The organism is Acinetobacter kyonggiensis, assembly GCF_900107285.1.
Lineage (GTDB): Bacteria > Pseudomonadota > Gammaproteobacteria > Pseudomonadales > Moraxellaceae > Acinetobacter > Acinetobacter kyonggiensis.
Map to the genome: position 1 here is coordinate 24,439 of NZ_FNPK01000020.1, position 19,872 is coordinate 44,310.

General features: G+C 39.7%; 17 protein-coding genes, 1 pseudogene and 1 riboswitch. Of the genes and pseudogenes, 9 read left to right on the forward strand and 9 right to left on the reverse strand.

The window, feature by feature from the left end:
* Positions 1 to 337: 337 nt before the first annotated feature.
* The 3 genes from BLV99_RS13825 to BLV99_RS13835 all read right to left on the reverse strand — a co-directional run bounded on the left by BLV99_RS13825 (position 338) and on the right by BLV99_RS13835 (position 3,857).
* The gene (locus tag BLV99_RS13825) at positions 338 to 1,054 is read right to left on the reverse strand and encodes a glycerophosphodiester phosphodiesterase (RefSeq protein WP_092691743.1); all 717 of its coding nucleotides are present in this window, start codon (positions 1,052 to 1,054) and stop codon (positions 338 to 340) included.
* 279 nt (positions 1,055 to 1,333) lie between these two features.
* The gene (locus BLV99_RS13830) at positions 1,334 to 1,912 is read right to left on the reverse strand and encodes a cob(I)yrinic acid a,c-diamide adenosyltransferase (RefSeq protein WP_092691777.1); all 579 of its coding nucleotides are present in this window, start codon (positions 1,910 to 1,912) and stop codon (positions 1,334 to 1,336) included.
* 103 nt (positions 1,913 to 2,015) lie between these two features.
* Entirely contained in the window at positions 2,016 to 3,857 is a 1,842-nt protein-coding gene (locus BLV99_RS13835) for a TonB-dependent receptor plug domain-containing protein (RefSeq protein WP_092691746.1), read from the reverse strand.
* A gap of 38 nt (positions 3,858 to 3,895) precedes the next feature.
* Positions 3,896 to 4,116: riboswitch (cobalamin riboswitch) on the reverse strand.
* A gap of 149 nt (positions 4,117 to 4,265) precedes the next feature.
* On the opposite strand from BLV99_RS13835, the gene BLV99_RS13840 reads away from it, so the two are divergent.
* The 4 genes from BLV99_RS13840 (at position 4,266) to BLV99_RS13855 (ending at position 8,415) form a co-directional block, all read left to right on the forward strand.
* Positions 4,266 to 4,907 carry a phosphoribosylanthranilate isomerase gene (locus BLV99_RS13840; protein WP_092691748.1) on the forward strand — a complete coding sequence of 214 codons (642 nt, stop codon included), beginning with the start codon at positions 4,266 to 4,268 and terminating at the stop codon, positions 4,905 to 4,907.
* Positions 4,891 to 6,117 (forward strand): tryptophan synthase subunit beta, encoded by a 1,227-nt coding sequence (gene trpB / locus BLV99_RS13845; RefSeq protein WP_086185242.1) that lies wholly within the window; start codon positions 4,891 to 4,893, stop codon positions 6,115 to 6,117. The genes BLV99_RS13840 and trpB overlap by 17 nt, the downstream gene beginning before the upstream one ends.
* A 613-nt stretch (positions 6,118 to 6,730) precedes the next feature.
* On the forward strand, positions 6,731 to 7,246 hold the full coding sequence (locus tag BLV99_RS13850; RefSeq protein WP_092691750.1) for a DUF1543 domain-containing protein: 516 nt from the start codon (positions 6,731 to 6,733) through the stop codon (positions 7,244 to 7,246).
* A gap of 176 nt (positions 7,247 to 7,422) precedes the next feature.
* Positions 7,423 to 8,415, forward strand: coding sequence for a DUF2804 domain-containing protein (locus tag BLV99_RS13855; RefSeq protein ID WP_092691753.1), 993 nt, complete (start codon positions 7,423 to 7,425; stop codon positions 8,413 to 8,415).
* A 165-nt stretch (positions 8,416 to 8,580) separates the two neighbouring features.
* Here BLV99_RS13855 and BLV99_RS13860 read toward each other — a convergent pair.
* Both BLV99_RS13860 and BLV99_RS13865 read right to left on the reverse strand, forming a co-directional pair.
* Positions 8,581 to 8,799, reverse strand: a pseudogene (locus tag BLV99_RS13860) (metal-dependent hydrolase); the annotation flags it as partial.
* A 232-nt stretch (positions 8,800 to 9,031) separates the two neighbouring features.
* On the reverse strand, positions 9,032 to 9,910 hold the full coding sequence (locus BLV99_RS13865) for a metal-dependent hydrolase (protein ID WP_086185245.1): 879 nt from the start codon (positions 9,908 to 9,910) through the stop codon (positions 9,032 to 9,034).
* Positions 9,911 to 10,055: 145 nt separating this feature from the next.
* On the opposite strand from BLV99_RS13865, the gene BLV99_RS13870 reads away from it, so the two are divergent.
* A complete protein-coding gene (locus BLV99_RS13870) occupies positions 10,056 to 11,084 on the forward strand; it encodes an AraC family transcriptional regulator (RefSeq protein ID WP_092691755.1) in 1,029 nt (342 codons plus the stop codon).
* 431 nt (positions 11,085 to 11,515) lie between these two features.
* Here the strand turns inward: BLV99_RS13870 and BLV99_RS13875 are convergent, their stop codons facing one another.
* Positions 11,516 to 12,847, reverse strand: a complete 1,332-nt coding sequence (locus BLV99_RS13875) for a Na+/H+ antiporter NhaC family protein (RefSeq protein ID WP_086185247.1) — start codon at positions 12,845 to 12,847, stop codon at positions 11,516 to 11,518.
* 364 nt (positions 12,848 to 13,211) lie between these two features.
* On the opposite strand from BLV99_RS13875, the gene trpA reads away from it, so the two are divergent.
* The 4 genes from trpA to BLV99_RS13895 are packed head-to-tail and all read left to right on the forward strand — an operon-like array spanning position 13,212 to position 17,219.
* Entirely contained in the window at positions 13,212 to 14,015 is an 804-nt protein-coding gene (gene trpA / locus BLV99_RS13880; RefSeq protein WP_004649507.1) for a tryptophan synthase subunit alpha, read from the forward strand.
* On the forward strand, positions 14,012 to 14,908 hold the full coding sequence (gene accD / locus BLV99_RS13885; protein WP_086185248.1) for an acetyl-CoA carboxylase, carboxyltransferase subunit beta: 897 nt from the start codon (positions 14,012 to 14,014) through the stop codon (positions 14,906 to 14,908). The genes trpA and accD overlap by 4 nt, the downstream gene beginning before the upstream one ends.
* Positions 14,905 to 16,188, forward strand: a complete 1,284-nt coding sequence (folC, locus tag BLV99_RS13890) for a bifunctional tetrahydrofolate synthase/dihydrofolate synthase (protein ID WP_092691758.1) — start codon at positions 14,905 to 14,907, stop codon at positions 16,186 to 16,188. Before accD ends, folC begins: the two co-directional genes overlap by 4 nt.
* Complete coding sequence (locus BLV99_RS13895; protein ID WP_171259187.1) at positions 16,179 to 17,219, forward strand: SPOR domain-containing protein; 1,041 nt, start codon at positions 16,179 to 16,181, stop codon at positions 17,217 to 17,219. Before folC ends, BLV99_RS13895 begins: the two co-directional genes overlap by 10 nt.
* A gap of 19 nt (positions 17,220 to 17,238) precedes the next feature.
* Here the strand turns inward: BLV99_RS13895 and BLV99_RS13900 are convergent, their stop codons facing one another.
* The 3 genes from BLV99_RS13900 to BLV99_RS13910 all read right to left on the reverse strand — a co-directional run bounded on the left by BLV99_RS13900 (position 17,239) and on the right by BLV99_RS13910 (position 19,738).
* Complete coding sequence (locus tag BLV99_RS13900; protein ID WP_092691779.1) at positions 17,239 to 17,817, reverse strand: dual specificity protein phosphatase family protein; 579 nt, start codon at positions 17,815 to 17,817, stop codon at positions 17,239 to 17,241.
* Positions 17,817 to 18,632 (reverse strand): MBL fold metallo-hydrolase, encoded by an 816-nt coding sequence (locus BLV99_RS13905; RefSeq protein ID WP_092691782.1) that lies wholly within the window; start codon positions 18,630 to 18,632, stop codon positions 17,817 to 17,819. Before BLV99_RS13905 ends, BLV99_RS13900 begins: the two co-directional genes overlap by 1 nt.
* Before the next feature lie 470 nt (positions 18,633 to 19,102).
* On the reverse strand, positions 19,103 to 19,738 hold the full coding sequence (locus BLV99_RS13910; protein ID WP_092691764.1) for a peroxiredoxin: 636 nt from the start codon (positions 19,736 to 19,738) through the stop codon (positions 19,103 to 19,105).
* Positions 19,739 to 19,872 lie beyond the last annotated feature (134 nt).

A 19,872-nucleotide genomic window follows, 5' to 3' on the forward strand; every position in this document is an offset into this window, starting at 1 on the left:
AATTCAATACAGTTTATAGGGATTAAAACTTCGTCATATTAGCATGAGCGAATAAATATGCACTAGCATTATTCTACAGTTGTATTGTACTAAACAGTAACAGAATAATAAGTAGATTTGATTGATTTTATCGAAGACTAAGACCGCTTATTTAAAGATCGACGATAGGGTTTAAGAAATGATTTTGGAAGCATAAAGTAAGAGCTTGTTCTGTTTGGAGTTATCTTATTTACGCTTAGTATTGATTATGTCGAAATAGATTGTTTTGTGCGCATTTATTATTATGAAATAAAGCACATTCATTGCAAAAAAGTGACATCAGTGCATCTGGTGGATGTCATATGGATAAGTGTTCTAGCATCATTTTGGGAAAGTCAGTAATTAAACCATCAATGCCTAAATTTTGAAGATGTTTTGCCCGTTCAATATCATTGACTGTCCACACGCTAATGTTGAGTTGAGCTTTTTGTGTGGCTTGAATGATGTCATCTGTTGCCAGTTGATTCATCCAACCAATTTGACAGCAACCTAAGTTTAATGCCTGTTCAATGGCTTGTTCTTTAATATCATCTTCAACCAGTAAGCCTCGTTTAAAGATGGATTGTTGCTGTTGTAAGGCTTGATGAATTTTCAGGTCAAAACTGGTGATCACCGCAGTTTGCTCAAAACCTTTCAGTTGTTTTTGTAATTCGATAATTAATCTTTCAGCTTGTTGCAATGTTTCAACAGCTTTAACTTCAACTTCAAGGTGTTCAAAGTCGTGCATAATATTTAAGCTTTGAACTAAGGTTGGAGTGATTTGTTTTTCCCAATCCATCCAGATATTGGCTTGATTATAAGTGTTTAAATCTGCCTGAGTACATTCATAAAGATTTTTATCGATACCTGTAGTACGAATGAAGTTGTCATCATGCATGATCACCAATTCACCATCTTTAAGCTGGCGAACGTCAAATTCAACGGCTCGAATGCCTAAGTCATGAATGTATTGAAAGCCTCCTAATGTATTTTCAGGGGCTTCACCACGTGCACCACGATGACCGATAATTTTCATAATAAATTCTGGTGGTATTTTGTGACTATATTAACGCTAAATATTGAACCTAGAACAGTTGAATATCTTTGTGTTTTCTTATTCCGAAGATTTTAATTAGATTTTAATTAGATTTTACTGGTGAGAGAACACCTTATTTTTTAGGGATAAAAAAGTAACAAAAAGCCTTTGTTAGACTGCGGCACATTCTTGTGCCGCAGTCTAACGGACAGCATCCATGCTGCCATCGCGATAGTGATTTTGTTAGGTTATTTATATTCTGAATTTTAATTTAAAAATTTAAATCGTCTCATTAATATTTTTTTGCCACAGCACTTCACTACCACCTTCAGCGCGTTGCAACGTGCGTGAAGCAACAAATAACCAATCGGATAAACGATTTAATAATTGTAATGAAGTGGCTTGAATATTTTGGTCACGGCTATGTACAGTCATCAGACTACGTTCTGCACGGCGGCAGACTGAACGTGCTTGATGTGCATAGCTACAAGATAGTGTTCCCGCAGGTAAAATGAAGTCTTTGAGCATCGGTAAGGCTTCATTCATACGATCAATTTCATTTTCCAAAAATTCAACTGAAACAGGTAAAACCATATTGTAGTTGGGAATGCAGACTTCGCCACCCAGATCAAATAACCAGTGTTGAATTAAGCTTAAAGATTTGTCCCAAGCGGATTTATCTTCAATTGAACTGACTGTAATTTGGGCACGTAAAATACCAATACAAGAATTCAGTTCATCGACATCGCCTAAGGCAATAATACGTAAATCATCTTTAGCAACGCGTGAACCATCGCCAAGACCTGTTGTGCCTGAGTCGCCTGTACGGGTGTAAATTTTGCTTAAACGGTAGCCCATAGTTTTTCCTAAAATTTTTAAGTCATAAAAAAGGATAATGTCGGTCAGAACATTATCCATAAACTGCGCTGTTTTAAATGTATTTTTGAGGCTTTAAGTTAAATTAATAACGGAAAGTGACCCCAGCTGAAGCTAAGCGACCGCTTGCAAGATAGTACGAATTAACTTCGTTATTCCATGCTGCTTTATAAGTTGTATCCCCGATGTTATGAATGTTCGAGAAAACTTTGACATGTGGATTAATTTGCCAATAAGCATTCATATCGATAGTAGTATATCCAGGAATCTCTTGAAGGTCTTTAGAAGAGCTTTTAGCAACTAAAGATGTTGTGAAACCATAGACTCCATTATCCCAACCAGCAGATAACGTGAAGTTTTGACGCGGACGGTTTGGAGCGTCTTCGTCGGTATCATCATTTTTCGGCTGTACATAAGCATATTCTGCATTTGCAAATAAGTTGTCTTGTTTCCACTTCAAACCAAGCTCAGATCCAGTGAAAGTCGCTTTCTTCAGATTATAAAACTTAAATCCTGTAGATGAATCAGACACCATGAGGTTATCAATTTTGGTTTGATAAACAGATCCATAAACGTGGATACCGTAATCAAAGGAATGATCAAAACCTAATTCATATGAAATACTTTCTTCAGGTTTAAGGTCTGGGTTACCACCCCACCATGCTGGTTCAGAAATAATCTGGCCTACAACAGGTGCTCTAAATGCTGTACCTACGTTGGTATAAAAACTTGTCTTTGGTGTGGCAAAGTAGCGAGCAGCGAGTTGACCAACAGTGTGTGTTCCAAACTGCTGATTATCTTCTACACGAACACCTGCTTGAGTTGAGAATAGGTCATTTTTAAACTGGTGTTGTGCGTAATAACCAATAGTCTCATTGTTTGATTTAAAGCCTACATCACCTGCATAAGCGGCAACTTTCGCTGCCTCAGTTTTATTGTACTCAACACCAAAGAGCACGTTTTGGTGTTGAGTGAATTGCCATTTTAAGTTGGAGTCAATTTCTTGCTGCTCAGTATTTACAATAGAAGGAAATGAACCTTTTACCACATTATATTGGTCTTCAAATTGAGAAAGACGCGTATTCCAAGTTAAGCTATCATTAAAGTTTAAGCGACCTTGGATATTGTATAGGCGGTTAAGAAAATCATAAGCTTTAGGAGCGCCGTAAGAAAAATAATCGCCCGTTCCTTTATTTTCTTTAACTTCAGCAGAAAGACCATAAGCTTCTTTTTCTACGCCAACTTTCGCGGTATAACCTTTTTGGTCAAAGCCTGCTTTACGGTCATCATTGGTAATGATTTGATCACCATCAGTTTCAAAACGTTGACCGCGGAGCTGAGCATAAAAACCGTCTTCTGCAACATCAACACCTAAAATTGTTTTATAGGTGTTGCGCTCTCCTGCTTCAACGGTGGTAAATATTGAATTTTCTGTTGGAATTTTAGAAATTAGCTGAATCACCCCACCAATTGCATCAGTACCATATTGGACTGATGCAGGACCTTTTAGAATTTCAATTTGTTTAACATCTGAAAGATCAAAGAGAGGAGTATTCGTACCAGCTACAGTTGCAATATTTGAACGCATGCCATCTTGTAGAAATAAGGTATGCGATGCATTAGTGCCGCGTAAATATACTGAAGCCGTTTGTCCGTAGCCACCAACTTGCTTGACAGTCAGGCCAGCTTCTTTAGTTAATAAAGTTGGTAGGTCTGTAATCGGAGATTGTTCAATAGTTTTTTCATCAATCACAGAAATACGCGAAGGTACATCTTTAATCTTTTCTTCAGAACGAGATGCGGTAACTACCAAAGTTTCTAAAGATGCATTAACAGAAGAATTTGTATTTGCTTGTGCAGATACGGAGAAACCCATCGCAATAGCGATAGCGCCCACTAAAGCTGTAGGTTGAAAAAGAGTAGACATGTTTTTACGCTCCATACACTCACCCCCCGTGAATGATTGAGTTAAAGGAGCAACAAGCAGGTTTCCGGACTAAAATGTAATATCAAAGCGTTGATATTTACATATCCACCTTCCCACACCTTCAGTGCAGTGGCGTCAATCTTGAAAAAGATTTCATTGATATGCTTTTCATTTTTACCGTTGCGGGGGCAGTGTCGGGTTTTCACCAACTTCCCTAAAGCGAATGCTTAGACTTGCTGCATTTTGCGCGCAGTATAAAGTTTGTATGTGAATTACACAATGTATGTAAATAATATTCGGGATGAACTTTACTCAAGCTTTTAAAATTGCATTACAATGATTCGTCCAAGATTTATATATAGCTTATACATTGGGCTTAAACAGAGCTAAAACCAGAGCCAAAACTGTATGCGAACGCGCGCCAAAATTTGCGGAATTACACGAATTCAAGATATTCAATCTGTTGTACAGGCAGGTGCCGATGCCATTGGATTTGTCTTTTATCCACCGAGTCCACGCAGTGTCACCCTTGAACAAGCCAAAGTGCTTGTAAAGCATGTGCCTGCTTATGTGCAAACGGTTGGCTTATTTGTCAATGCAACAGGTGATGAAATTGCACAGGTCTTGCAACAAATACCCTTAGACATGATTCAATTTCATGGTGATGAAACACCTGAACAATGTCAGGTAATTGCACAACACACAGGTCGTCGCTGGTATAAAGCCATTCAGGTTAAGCCCGATTTAAATGTTATAGACGTGATAAAAAGCTATCAACAAGTCGGTGCGAGCGCAGTATTATTGGATGCTTGGCATCCTGAGCTTAAAGGCGGAACAGGACACCAATTTGATTGGTCGCAGTTCCCGAAACTGGATATTCCTTTAATTTTGGCAGGCGGTTTAAACCCTGAAAATATTGAAGACGCTATAACGACGACTGGGGCTTACGCAGTCGATGTCAGCGGAGGCGTAGAGTCCGCAAAAGGTATTAAAGACCAACAACTTATAGAACGCTTTATGCAAGGAGTCCATTGTGGATCAGCAAAATAAGATTGACTATACCCAATTCCCTGACGCACAAGGGCATTTTGGTATTCATGGCGGGCGTTTTGTGTCAGAAACTTTAATGGCTGCATTACAGGATTTAGAAAAACTCTATTTCCGTATGAAAGATGATGCACAGTTTTTGGCAGAATTTGACCGTGATCTCGCGTATTACGTGGGTCGTCCTAGTCCGTTATATCATGCTGAGCGATGGTCGAAAGAGTTAGGTGGTGCGCAAATTTATTTAAAACGTGAAGACCTCAATCATACAGGTTCACATAAAATAAATAACACCATTGGTCAGGCGCTTCTTGCCAAACTTTCAGGTAAAAAACGGATTATTGCGGAAACAGGTGCGGGTCAACACGGTGTGGCAACGGCAACGATTGCCGCACGTTTGGGTCTTGAGTGCGTTGTGTTTATGGGCGCAGAAGACGTAAAACGTCAAGCCATGAACGTCTATCGTATGCGTTTACTCGGTGCAACAGTTGTACCCGTAGAAAGTGGTTCAAAAACATTGAAAGATGCCATGAACGAAGCGATGCGTGATTGGGTGACCAATGTTGATTCAACGTACTATGTGATTGGTACAGTTGCAGGGCCACATCCATATCCACAATTGGTTCGTGATTTTCAATCGATTATTGGTCGTGAAGCACGCAAGCAAATTCAAGAACAAGCAGGTCGCCTGCCTGATGCATTGGTTGCCTGTGTAGGTGGTGGTTCAAATGCAATGGGCTTGTTCTATCCATTTTTGAATGATTCTGATGTGAAAATGTATGGTGTTGAAGCCGCAGGTTATGGCATTGAAACAGGCAAACATTCTGCGCCATTAAATGCAGGTCACGTGGGTGTATTACACGGTAACCGTACTTATTTAATGTCAGATGATCAAGGTCAGATCATTGAAACGCATTCGATTTCAGCTGGCTTGGATTATCCGGGTGTAGGTCCTGAACACAGTTTCTTAAAAGATATGCACCGTGTTGAATATGTGCCTATCAATGACCAAGAAGCATTACAAGGCTTCCGTGATTTGACCCAAATTGAAGGGATTATTCCTGCGCTAGAAAGTTCGCATGCCATGGCGTATGTGACGAAACTTGCGCCAACCATGTCAAAAGATCAAATTATTATTGCTACGGTTTCAGGTCGTGGTGATAAAGACTTGATGACTGTTGCGCGTATTGATGGCGTGGAAATGGTTGAAATGTAATTACTTCTTTGCAGCCTTCCCATTTGGGGGAGGTTTGGAGAGGGGATTTAAAGAATCGTGTTGGGTAAAAGCTCAGCACGATTTTTTATTTACTTTAATGAAAATGGCTTAGGTAATTTAAAAGAGGGAAAATTTATAAATGCACTTCCTCATTTTAAGTGATGAATTGTGATTGGTTTGCGTAGGAAATATCTTACTTTTGTTTTGGCAAAAGTAAGCAAAACCATTTGTTTTACTGATGCTGCATCCTTGCAGCACAGTAAAACGGCGACATCCATGTCGCCTCCGCGTCACCCATACTTTTAATCTATCATTATTTTTTATAATGACGGAGTCTTACCGTTTATTCATCTCATGGTAGGAGTTCGTCATGTTACTTTTAAAAAAGTAACCAAAATACGATCCATCAGCAAAACTCGTCGAATCCCATCATGTGATTTATACTTTGCAGAAACATGATTTATTTAATTTTAGTCTGACTCGAACAGTTGCTGATGAGTTTGGCGTGTATCATTTAGATTAATATTCTTGCTGAAAAAAAAGTATGTTTTTTGTCTCATAAATGATTAATCATTTTGCGATGTAAAAGAAATTGTTGAATAGAGGAAAGAAAATGCCCAGCCTATTTATCGTCATGCTCGGTGGTCGTCATGCCCGCGCTAACACAGAAGTTCATGATGTGGTTTTAGCCGTAGGTGATTCGCTTGAAGATGTTTATCCACAACTTAAAAATGCATGGTTTGGTGAGCAAAAAGGTTTGCATATTGATGCTTGGGCGCAGATTTATGGTGTGGCATTTGAAGGTCAAAATTATCAAGTTCAATTTACCGATGCTGCGCCGAATCAAGCCGATCAAAAACTCTATTTGCTTAACCTGGGCGGCTATGATGCACGTGAGTTTGGTGAGTTGCATCGTTATGTTTTAGTGGTTGCACAAAATGCAATGGTGGCCAAACAACGTGGCAAAGCCTACTTTGCACAGCATTGGCAAAAACAACATACAGACCGCGTATTAGATGTGGATGATTGTATTGCCATTGATCAAATACATGGTCGTTATGTGCAATTAATCGAAGGTGAGTTTTCAGGGAATCAGTGGGAAAATACTTATTTAATGCTCAATGATTAATATGCATATCTTAATGATTAATCAATATTATTTATGCATAAATCAACTTAAAAGAATGAGATGAAGTTTTTGCGAATTTTGGATGAATAACGATTAATGACACTGTTTTCATATATTTTTATAGGCATAATAAGATTATGGAATTTATGATCTCTTAGCTAGATGGAATTTGATAAATGGATTTGATTCAATCAAATGGACAACCGAATTATGGACGTTTCAGTGCTCTTCCAAAGATTATCGATTTAAATAAATATCAATATAAAACGCCTTATGGTGAAGTGCTTACAGGTTGGCGTAAGCGGCTAAAATATAAAAAATTTAAGTTTTGTTGTATTCAACATGAACACTACACCATTGGTTTAGCCATTGCTGATATTGCTTGGGCAGGTCATGGCTTTGTATATGTTTATAACCATATGACTCAGGAAGTTTTAGAATGGAATGCCATTAACTTTTTATCCCGTCATACCGTTGTTGATGAACAACCGCTTTATAATCAAAGCTTTTTTTCTAAGTCTCCTTTTCAAATTGATATTCAGCATGCCAATGGTGTGCGTTATATCCATGTGACTAAATATGGTGAAATTAAACTCAGCGCGCGAATTTTTTGTGCAGGAACAGATCCACTGAGTATGTGTAGCCCAACAGGCATTAATGGTTGGACGTATACGCAAAAACTGACGACTTTAGCTTGCGAAGGTTTTTTTATAAATAAGCAGGGTGAAACCATCCAGTTTAATGAAAGAACTTTTGCTTCTTTAGATGACACCTGTGGTTTTCTGCGCCCAGAAACAGCTTGGTTTTGGTTGTCATGTAATTTTTGGGATGCGAATAATAACCGCATTGGCTTAAATTTAGCTTCTGGGGTAAATGAAAGTTTTGGCAATGAAAATTGTTTGTGGGTGAATGGGGTTTTGTATCCTTTAAGCGATATTTTATTTCAACATCAAGAAGAAGGGCATTGGACGATTCGTTCACTGGATGAAAAATTAAATTTGGATGTAAAGACGGGATGGCGACGCTATGAAAATCTTAATTTAAGATTAGTCGGAAGCCAATTTAGCCAATGGCAAGCTAAAATTAGCGGCACGATTCAGCAAGATGAGCAAGAAATTGTCTTGTTAAATGAATATGGCTTGTTAGAGCAGCATTATGCCAAATGGTAATATGCTATATAGCTAAATTCTAAATATCGTAGCACGGAAATATTTTCGTAAAATATCATTTCATAAGGTTTTGATGTGCTACCAAATTAAGTAATCAGCTATAGCATAAACAATAAGACCAAGTCCTTATGGATAGGGACTTGGTCAATATGAATCAATATATTTTTAATCTTTAGCTGCTTGCCAAAAAGCTTCTCCTGCTGCAATTGGATCACCTGTTTCTTCTAGGGTTTTTACCCAAACATCATATTGGGCAATGACAGGATGTTGGTTAGGATGGAAGTCTTTGTTAAACCAGTCACGGTATTGCTTGCCCATTTTTCTAAAGATGCCATTTTTACCCAAAAACCAAGGCAATCCTCGAATATTCATTTTGAGCCGTTGTGATGAGCAAGAAATTGTCTTGTTAAATGAATATGGCTTGTTAGAGCAGCATTATGCCAAATGGTAATATGCTATATAGCTAAATTCTAAATATCGTAGCACGGAAATATTTTCGTAAAATATCATTTCATAAGGTTTTGATGTGCTACCAAATTAAGTAATCAGCTATAGCATAAACAATAAGACCAAGTCCTTATGGATAGGGACTTGGTCAATATGAATCAATATATTTTTAATCTTTAGCTGCTTGCCAAAAAGCTTCTCCTGCTGCAATTGGATCACCTGTTTCTTCTAGGGTTTTTACCCAAACATCATATTGGGCAATGACAGGATGTTGGTTAGGATGGAAGTCTTTGTTAAACCAGTCACGGTATTGCTTGCCCATTTTTCTAAAGATGCCATTTTTACCCAAAAACCAAGGCAATCCTCGAATATTCATTTTGAGCCGTTGTAATGGCGTAAACCCATCATATTCTAACATCACATTGGTACGGTAAATGGTGAAGCCAAGCATCAGCAAGGTGGTCCATGCCAGTGTAAATTTACGGGTAGATTCAGGTACATTTCCGACTTGTTTCATGACATCGAAAGCAACATCACGATGTTCCATTTCCTCAATCGCATGCCAAGCAAAGAGTGCGCGAACATAGGGGTGAGCATCCCGTAAGGTTTCTTTTTTATTGTAAAAAGTTTCTGCCATGAGTGCAGTCAAGTGTTCAGCTGCGGCGGTCATGGCAATGTTGTATTGAGGTGAACGCTGTTCCAGTTCGAATTTAAAAATTTTCGTTAAACGCCGAATAAACAGGTCAACAGGCATACCTTGCTCTTTCATGACCTGATTCATTTGGTCATGGGCGATACCATGTTGTGCTTCTTGGCGAATAAAGTCCGCAACGCGTTGCTTTAAATCTGGGTCGGTAATTTGATCGCGGAACAAACGAACGGATTGAATAAAATAGCGTTCGCCATCTGGGAAAGTCAGGCTTAACGCATCAAACATACGAGTAATAAAGGGATCCCCCCCAAACCAAAAACGCGGGATTTCATTGAGTTTAAAATCGAGATGACTACGAACAACAGGAGTGATTTGATTTTGGACAATGGCATTCATTTTGTTTTACTTAAATCGCCTTGAATAATTGCAGTATGTCGGTCTTTTGGGATTTTGTTTTGACAGTAATTGCCAATTTTTATACATTTGACGACAGAATAAAAAGATCGCATGTCAAAATAGTCCGAACATATAGAGCAAGGCCATGCACGAAATACAGATACCGAATGGCTATTTTCAACTCTGGCAAATGTATTTGGCAGAACGTGGTTTAGATGGGTTGCAACTCGATTTTCTTCAACAGGATCAAGCACAATTACGTCAGGTGTTAAGCATGCCTATCGATACACAGTCGTCTTATACATTCTTCTTGGAGGTAATCCAGCGTACGCAGCAGCATCTTGATTGCCCACAACTGATTTTCGAAATGGCACGGCATATACGACCTGAGCATTTTGGGGTTTTAGGTTATATCGCATCGAGAAGTAAGAGCGTAGCAGAGGCGATTCATTATGTAATGCGTTTTAGTCGTTTGGTGATTGATGGTTCTGCGGCAACGCGAGTACAAGTCTATCAACACGGGGATGAAATTCATTTGGCATGGCCCAATATTGATGAAAAATATGCCTTAATTCATGAAATGACTTTTGCTTGTATTGTGCAATTAGCACGACAAATTTTTGGTTTGAGTCAGCCTATTTTAAGATCTTTACATTTTGCTCATGCAGCGCAAATGAGTTTATATGCATATCAGAAGTTTTATGGTTGTGAGGTGTTATTTAAACAAACGGATTATCAGCTGGTATTGCGTTTAGACAGTTTAGAGTTACAACCGCATCAATCCGACCCATCACTGATTCATTTACTCACCAAGCAAGCTGAAGAGGCGATTGCTTCTAGATTAAGTTATGAAACTTTAGATCAGCAGCTACATATGAGAGTGGCTGAATATTTGCGCTTACAAAATAGTGTGCCGAAAATTGAGCAAATTGCCACAGAATTACATATATCTTCACGAACGTTACAACGTCAACTGAATGAGCAAAATTCATCGTTTAAAAAAATTCTTGAAATAGAGCGAATGAAGCGCTGTGAGCAATTATTGCTGCAAAATATGAGCTTGATTGAAATTGCAATATATTTGGGTTATTCAGACCAGTCTGCTTTGGCGCGTGCTTATAAAGCCTATAATGGTCAAACGCTATTGCAGCGAAAGCAACAGCTCAAAGATTAACTTGAGCCATAAAAAAACGACCTATTCAGATTAATGCCAGTCAGTTAAGAAATTGACTGGAATTTTATTTTTTAAATTCATGATGTTATTCGACACGCGGAAACGTCATCCGCAACTTGAGCAATAAATAAAGCACGGCTTTATTTTGCAGCGCAAGGCAAAACTATTTTAAAAAGTAAGGTTTCTGCGATTTATTAATCAATAAAAGGGATTTGGCGAGTTTTGCGGATGACAAATGTTTTTGGTTCTTTTGGCGTATGAGAAACATTGTTTCGCAAGGAACGAACTAGCTCCAAATATCTGATCCAAAACGGTAAGACTCCGTCATGAACAACTAAAAACTAAGGGCTTTATTTCTAAAACCCTTAACTGACTGGCATTAACCTTTTCAGATCGTTTTTTATCGGGATGATGCTATTTCGGGCTGATGTTTAAGCCGCTTTGAATCTTGGAAAGCGAAATACAATCGCTAAAATTGCAAAAATCGCCAATACCCAACAATAGTAAATATTACCGATCAGTTCTACGGGCGATAGTTTCGCAATAGAACATGCCAAGAGTAATTGAGCACCGTAGGGAATCAAGCCCTGTACAATACAGGAAAATATATCCATTAAGGCCGCAGCACGTTTCGGATCTACACCGTATTCTTTTGCCACTTCACGTGCCATATCGCCCGATAAAATAATCGCAACGGTATTGTTGGCCACAAAAAGATTGGCGAATAGTACAAGGAAACTGATTCCCAATTCACCTGCACGTTGCCGTCCGACTTTCAGCAAACGGGTCACACTGTAAATGCGTTCGATTAACCATTGTAGCCCGCCTTCTTTTTGCATAAGGGCAGACAAACCACCTAAAAACATAGACAGTAATGCAACTTCAAACATACTCACAAAGCCATCATAGATGGATGTGTTGAGCTGTAATAAATCAAAATTTGGACGAACAACCAGACCAATCAAGCCTGAAAGTACGACCCCAAGGGTTAAAACGGCAAGGACGTGTAAACGTGAAAAAGCCAGTAAAAATACAGCCACATAAGGCAGAATGAGCCAGAGGTCATAATCTTTATATACAATATTTTGTGAAGTATGGCTGGTCAATACATAAATTAAAATGGTAATGATGGCCGCAGGGACTGCAATCCATACATTGACTTTGAACTTATCGCGAAGTTGTACTTTTTGACTGCTGGTGGCTGCAATGGTGGTGTCTGAAATCATGGATAAATTATCACCAAACATTGCCCCGCCAACCACTGCACCAATCGCATAAACAGCTTCAATATTAGTTACTTGTGCAAAACCGAAAGCAATCGGAGCACACGCTGCAATGGTACCCATCGAAGTCCCCATTGCTGTTGCAATAAATGCTGAAATCACAAACAGCATAGGCAATACAAACGTAGGTGGAATAATCGAGAGCCCCAGTTGAACTGTGGCATCGACACTACCGATGGCACTGCTGGTACTGGCAAATGCACCTGCCAGCATAAACACCATAAACATCAAAACCAAGTTGGGATGACTGGCGCCTTTTAAGAACTCATCTATCGCTACATTTACTTTGCCACGGTAAATCAACACTGTAAGAATAATAGCGGGCAGCACTGCCACAGGTGCTTTAACTTGATAAAAAGCAAACTCAGTACCAATCATGGAATGATAGATACCACTGCCTAAAAAAATGGCTAAAAATACAATAAGAGGTAGCAGTGCCAACGCACGCGCCTGCACTTTACCTTGGGAGTTGGGAGTCATATAAAATAGAAAAAAGGAAAATCGTGTGTAGTATAGTGCAGGTTTTGCTATTTCATAAAACATTAAATGTAAAAGCTAACTTAGTTATTTTTATCAAGTTTTTACTAATAAAAATAAGTTTATCTTAATGTTGGCTATTTTTTTAAATAGCAAAATTAGGCATCTTTGATCATTGAGAAAAAATCGTAAATATCAGTAAATGGTGTTCTCGGATTGTTCTGAAAAAATGAGATTGTCAGTCTAGTGTATCGTGAGGTTTTCAGACTCTATTCAATGAGTAAAAAATAGCGTTACAATGCGTTGTCTTGTGTTTCTACAAAGCCAACTCCTCAGTTTTAAAATAATTCAAGGAAAGCATACCCTTATGTCACGTTTAGCCACTCGTTTTGGACAGCTTAAATCTCAACAGCGTAAGGCGCTAGTTTCTTATGTGATGGCTGGTGACCCTCATCCGCAAGTAACGGTTCCATTGTTACACCAGATGGTTGAGGCAGGTGTGGATGTGATTGAGCTTGGTCTTCCATTTTCAGACCCTATGGCAGATGGTCCAGTGATTGCCCTTGCAGCAGAACGTGCATTGGCTGGTGGAACCAATACCTTAGATGCTTTGAATATGGTGAAAGAGTTCCGTCAAAAAGATACAGAAACACCCGTCGTTTTAATGGGCTATTTAAATCCAGTTGAAGTGATTGGTTATGAAAAATTTGTGTCTTATGCCAATGAATGCGGTGTAGATGGTTTACTTCTGGTGGATTTACCGCCTGAAGAAGCAAAAGATTTAGATGATGTGTTGAAAAAATTTAACATGGATCAAATTTTCTTACTTGCACCAACATCTACAGATGAACGTATTCAATATGTGGCGAATCAAGCCAGTGGCTTTATTTACTATGTGTCCTTGAAAGGGGTAACGGGTGCTGCAACCTTAGATGTCTCTGAAGCTGCAACTCGTATCCAAAAAATTAAAGCTGTGACTGATATTCCTGTTGGTGTGGGTTTTGGTATTAGCGATGCTGCCTCTGCGAAAGCAATGGGTGTAGCGGCTGATGCGGTAATTGTTGGTAGTGCTTTTGTCAAACAATTTGCGAACTTAGCGCCAGAACAAGCTGTTGTCGAAACGGTTAATAAAGTCAAGGAGCTTCGAGCAGCGCTCGATGAGTTAGTATGAATCAAGAAGTGAAATCAGGCAAAATTCTGAGCCCAGCGACGCCGTGGACGGAACGTCATGTTCCGGGTATTCACACACCCGATGAGCAAACTGCACTCAAAGCAACATTTACAGAACCAACTATCGAATGTCCTGAATGTCACGCACTGGTGACACGTACAGCGATATCATTTAACGCTTATGTTTGTCCGCAATGTGACGAACATTTGCGTATGAAAGCACGTGAACGTTTAACGTGGTTCTTTGACCAAGTTCAAAATGAATTGGGTCAAGAATTTGTTGCGAAGGATCCACTCAAGTTTGTGGACAGCAAGCCATATCCAGCCCGTATGTCTGAAGCACAAAAGAAAACTGGCGAAACTGAAGCATTGGTGGTGATGCAAGGTGTGTTAAAAGGTATTCCTTTGGTTGCATGTGCATTTGAATTCGACTTTATGGGCGGTTCAATGGGTACGGTTGTGGGTGACCGTTTTGTACAGGCGGCTGAACGTGCGATTAAAGATAAACAACCGTTAATCTGCTTCGCTGCATCGGGTGGCGCACGTATGCAAGAAGGCATGTTGTCACTCATGCAAATGGCACGGACTTCAGCAGCGATTCAACGTATGAAAGATGCAGGTTTACCGTATTTAGTGGTATTGACGCATCCAGTATATGGTGGTGTAACGGCTTCACTTGCGATGTTAGGTGATGTCCATATTGCTGAACCGAAAGCCATGATTGGTTTTGCGGGTAAACGTGTGATTGAGCAAACTGTACGTGAAACATTGGAAGAACCATTCCAACGTGCTGAATACTTGCTTGATCATGGTGTAATCGATCAAATTGTTCATCGTCACGCATTACGTGATACTGTATATCGTATTGTCGCGAAACTGATGAATTTGCCTTGAACACAGCACCACTTGCAACAGACTCTTTAACTACATGGCTCAATTATTGGAGCCATGTTCACGTTACGGGCATTGATTTAGGTCTAGAACGTGTCATTCCTGTGGCTGAAAAGCTCGGAGTGACACAACCACAGGCAAAAGTCCTGACTGTAGCAGGAACCAATGGTAAGGGTTCAACCACCACGACTTTAGCTGCCATTTTAAATGCACAAGGCTATCAAGTCGGTTTATATCAATCCCCACATATTTACCGTTTTAATGAACGGGTGAAGTTATCTGGGGTTGAAGTGGATGACCAGACTTTGGTGAATGCGTTTGTACAAGTGGATCAAGCACGTCGTGCCTGTGATTTAAGCTTATCGTTTTTTGAAGCAACCACTTTGGCTGCTTTTGTCATTTTTAAACATCAACAATGTGATGTTTGGGTTTTAGAAGTTGGTCTAGGTGGTCGCTTAGATGTGGTGAATGTCGTAGACCCAGATGTGGCTGTGATTACCAATATTGGTCTAGACCATATCGATTGGTTAGGTGACACGATTGAAAAAATTGCTTTCGAAAAAGCAGGCATTATTCGCCCGAATATTCCCGTAATTTTTGGGGGTTTACAACCACTGCCACAGGCAATTCAAAATAAAGTCGATGAATGTCAGGCGCAACTTTATGTGGCAGAGCGTGATTATTGTTATCAATATAGCGACGATGGTCAAACTTGGATGTTTGCATCCTCAGGTACAACCCTAAAACTTCCTCTCGGCTCTTTAGCATTAGAAAATATTTCAACGGCAGTTGCTGCCATTTTGCTCAGTGGTTTAACAGTTAGCCAAGCAGCGATTGCACAAGGCATTCAACAGGCACGACTAGCAGGTCGTTTTGAAATCTGTCAAATTCAAGATAAAACGGTTATTTTTGATGCGGGGCATAATCCGCATGGTGTTAAATTTTTGTTACAGCAGTTGCGAAAATACTTAGAATACAATAAACAGTACACAGAAGTGATCGGTGTTTTTTCAATGCTGGCAGATAAAGATATCAATTCTGTCGTAGAGTTATTGAAAGATACTGTTTTAACATGGAAAATTGCACCCTTAACCGTTCCGCGAGCAGCTGAAAGAGCACAGCTTGATGAGGCATTACAGGGTGAAACAGTACAACACTTTGAAAGTGTTCAATTGGCTTTTAAATCAGCGCTGAATGAAACGAAAAATAATCAGCTGATCTTGGTATGTGGTTCATTTCATACCTTAGAAGCGGTATGGGAGTATTTGGAAGAATGTCAATGAATAGCACACAACGTTGGATGGGTGGCGTTGTTTTATTAGGTGGTGGTGTTTTATTGGCAGCATTGCTCCTGAAGGGTAAAGACGAAATAGATCAAAATGAATTTAAAACCCCAGAGCGCGCTTCCCAAGTCGAGCAGCAAAAGCCTGCTACAACTGGAGAAATGGTTCAGCTTCAACCTTTAACGGTTGATGTTGAAACCGAAAAACGTTTGCTTGAAGAACAACGTCGGGCACGTGAAAAAGCAGTTGCAGAACAAGAAGTACGTGCAGCAGAGTTTTTAGTCATGCAGCAACAAGCAGAAGCAGAAGCTGCACGTAAGGCAGCAGAAGAATATGCAGCTTTAAATGCGCATCGTACAGGCGCACAGCAAAGTTCGGATAATATTCCTCCTGAACTGATTGAAGATGAGAAAGTAAAACAAAAGCGTTTGGCTGAAGAGAAGCTCAGTGCTGAAAAAAAGTTACAACAGCAGAAAGTTCAACAACAAACTGATGCTGATAAAAAAATAGCTGAAGATAAACGTAAAGCTGAAGCCGAAAAAAAGTTAGCTGAAAAGAAAGTTGCTGAGAAAAAAGCAGCAGAGGATAAAGTGCAACAAGCAGCAGAAGTTAAAGCGCAACAACAAGCTGAGGAAAAACGTAAAGGAGCTGAGAAGCAGGAAGCAGCAAGAAAAGAAGCCGAAAAGAAAGAGGCTGAGAAAAAACAAGCACAAACCAAGCATGAGGCCGATTTAAAGAAAAAGGCTGAGGCTGAAAAAGCACGCGATCTATTGGAAAATGGTGATAAACAATGGATGGTGCAAGTGGCATTGGCTGCAAATGAAGCGAATGCAGATGCAGTAGCATCTAAATTACGTGCCAAAGGTTATAAGGTCACCAAAAGCCCAACCTCGAAAGGGATTCGAATTATGGTCGGGCCTGCTAAAAATCGAGAGATTGCCGATTCAGCACGTAAGAAAATTACCAGTGATACAAGCCTAGGCATGAAATCAGCATGGGTGATTGACTGGGTCCCACTCGAGAAACGCTAAATCGAGCTTAAAGCAAAAATTAAGATGGATTCGACAGTTGTTGTCGAATCCATTTTATATTTTCAGGGGTAAATATTTTTTCAATATGAACCCAAACAGGGTGAAAGCCGTAACCACCATATTTCATTTCATTCAGTGCGTCTTCAGTTTGCCAATTTTCAAAAATAATGCGATACATGGCAACACTTGCACCCGTACGGTCAGAGCCATGATAGCAATGAATCAATACTTTTTGATTGAGGGTTTGGGCTTGCTGAATGTGTTGCATCACCTGCAGCAAGTCGTCACGGTTCATTGCCCATGTATTAATTGGAATATGAATCAATTGAAAGTCTGTAGTTGGCAGTACAGCTAAATCCGCATTTCTCGATCTTAAATTAATCACAGCATCAATATTGTGCGCCTTTAATTGTGGAATCAGTTCAGCATTCGGCTGTTCACTACGAAAGACATACTCACTAATTTGATAAAAATTATCGGGTTGATGAATTGCTTTGCCCCAGTGTGGCGGACGCTGTTCCGCCGAAATGGTCGGTGTGGTGATACATCCGACCAGATTGGAGCTACTGATGAAAATGGCAAGTAGAGTTCTTTTTATCATGCTCGAGAGCGTTCCAATTCAACAGGATCATGTGCACAAATAATTTCGATATTATTTTGGCTTTGTGCGAGTTGTTGAATTTTATGTAAGTTATCTAAACGCATTGAATTATTTTCAGCAAAAATCCGTTCTAATTTAGCCAGCGTTCTGAGTTTATTTTGGGGATTTAGTTGTAGATGTGAAAAATAAGCATCGCCACAGAAGAATACCCAGCCATCTTGCTGCTTAATGGCAATGCCACAGTGACCCTTGCTATGCCCCAATAATGGAATCATTAAAATTTCATCTTGAAATAAGCGAAATCCTTGCACTTGGTGCAGGTTAAACCATGCTTCACCTTGCTCTGGTTCGATGAAATTCCAGTAGCGGTGTTGTTTAAATTGTTGGGTTTTATAGCGCGCTTTATTTTTAAGTGAGAAAAAACTTTGTGTCGCATTATATTCCGTCGAGAGCACATGTACGGTGGCATGCGGAAAGTCTGAAATACCACCAGCATGATCAAAGTCAAGATGCGAAACCAAGATGTGTTTGACATCTTGAGGACTAAAGCCTAAGCGTTGAATCTGGGCAATGGCGGTCAGTTCTAAATCATGCTCTATACGTCCGAATCGTGCAGCGAAACTGCCTAAACGGGCTTGAGGATGTAGATGATCTTGGATGCCTAAGCCGGTATCAATCAGTACCAGTCCTTGATCTGTTTCAACAAGCAGACAGTGACAAACCACTTTGGCATGCAAGCCTTTTTGCCCAAAAAGCGGTGCACAAACAGGGCACATGGTGCCGCAATGTAAATGATGAATATTATAGATCACAGTCATTATTCTTAAAATTAAGTCAGCACATTTATAAACGGACTGTAAAATAAATACCAACTTGATTTTGTAATTCAATTCTTTAGCCAAATAAAAAGCCTGTCATAAGACAGGCTGTAGAACAATCAGGATTTGGCTCGTCATGTAAATCCTGTATGTGTTGCATGTGATGTTGGCTTTATTTTCTATGCTCCGTACTTCATTTGTCTTGCGAAAAATTAAAGCAGCGTATTTTTTATCCGAAACTACGCGCTTCGCTTGCCTTGCACTTCGTCTAAAGCAGTGCTTTAATTTTTACTCGAAGTACAGCTTCTCGTCTTGCGGAATATATTCCTCAGGGGGGCAGTGCTCCACTTGTCCTTTACTACGCGCTTCGCTTGTCTTGCGACAAAATAAGACAGTGTCTTATTTTTTAATTCGAAGCATAGCTTCTCGTCTTGCGTTCGGGCAAGGCAGTGCCTTGCTGATCCTCACTCAGGTTGTGGGGTTAAACGCAAATATGGTTTAACCGCTGTATAGCCTTTAGGGAAGCGTTGTTTGATTTCATCTTCATCCTTTAGTGAAGGCACAATCACCACATCATCACCGTGTTGCCAATTGGCAGGTGTGGCAACTTTATGCTGATCTGTCAGTTGTAGCGAGTCTACGACACGTAAAATTTCATGGAAATTACGTCCTGTTGATGCTGGATAGGTAATGATTAAACGAACTTTTTTATTTGGATCAATAATCACTAAAGAACGTACAGTAAGCGTTTCACTGGCATTTGGGTGAATGAAATCGTATAGGGTTGAAACTTTACGGTCTTTATCGGCAAGAATAGGGAAATTTACCGTGGTATTTTGAGTTTCATTAATGTCGTTAATCCAACCGTGATGCGATTCAACATCATCGACAGACAGGGCGATGGCTTTCACCCCGCGTTTGCTAAATTCATCTTTCAGTTTTGCGGTAAACCCAAGTTCAGTGGTACATACAGGGGTATAATCAGCGGGATGGGAAAATAAAATCCCCCAATGGTCACCCAAATACTCATAAAAATTAATCAAGCCTTCACTCGAGTCTTGCTCAAAATTCGGTGCAGTATCGCCTAAACGTAATGTCATTTTTATCGCCTCAAATTATTTGTTATGAACTTTGCTGAGATCGAATATGGCGCATTTCTTTTGCCAAGGAAAATAGCATTTTTATATTTCTTTATGCATATATGGAATATAGCAGCTGGATTTGATTTGTAAAA

Coding starts and splice junctions, on each gene's coding strand:
- BLV99_RS13825 (WP_092691743.1), bottom strand. CDS start 1,054: ATGAAAATTATCGGTCATCGTGGTGCACGTGGTGAAGCCCCTGAAAAT.
- BLV99_RS13830 (WP_092691777.1), bottom strand. CDS start 1,912: ATGGGCTACCGTTTAAGCAAAATTTACACCCGTACAGGCGACTCAGGC.
- BLV99_RS13835 (WP_092691746.1), bottom strand. CDS start 3,857: ATGTCTACTCTTTTTCAACCTACAGCTTTAGTGGGCGCTATCGCTATT.
- BLV99_RS13840 (WP_092691748.1), top strand. CDS start 4,266: ATGCGAACGCGCGCCAAAATTTGCGGAATTACACGAATTCAAGATATT.
- BLV99_RS13850 (WP_092691750.1), top strand. CDS start 6,731: ATGCCCAGCCTATTTATCGTCATGCTCGGTGGTCGTCATGCCCGCGCT.
- BLV99_RS13855 (WP_092691753.1), top strand. CDS start 7,423: ATGGATTTGATTCAATCAAATGGACAACCGAATTATGGACGTTTCAGT.
- BLV99_RS13865 (WP_086185245.1), bottom strand. CDS start 9,910: ATGAATGCCATTGTCCAAAATCAAATCACTCCTGTTGTTCGTAGTCAT.
- BLV99_RS13870 (WP_092691755.1), top strand. CDS start 10,056: ATGCACGAAATACAGATACCGAATGGCTATTTTCAACTCTGGCAAATG.
- BLV99_RS13875 (WP_086185247.1), bottom strand. CDS start 12,847: ATGACTCCCAACTCCCAAGGTAAAGTGCAGGCGCGTGCGTTGGCACTG.
- trpA (WP_004649507.1), top strand. CDS start 13,212: ATGTCACGTTTAGCCACTCGTTTTGGACAGCTTAAATCTCAACAGCGT.
- accD (WP_086185248.1), top strand. CDS start 14,012: ATGAATCAAGAAGTGAAATCAGGCAAAATTCTGAGCCCAGCGACGCCG.
- BLV99_RS13895 (WP_171259187.1), top strand. CDS start 16,179: ATGTCAATGAATAGCACACAACGTTGGATGGGTGGCGTTGTTTTATTA.
- BLV99_RS13910 (WP_092691764.1), bottom strand. CDS start 19,738: ATGACATTACGTTTAGGCGATACTGCACCGAATTTTGAGCAAGACTCG.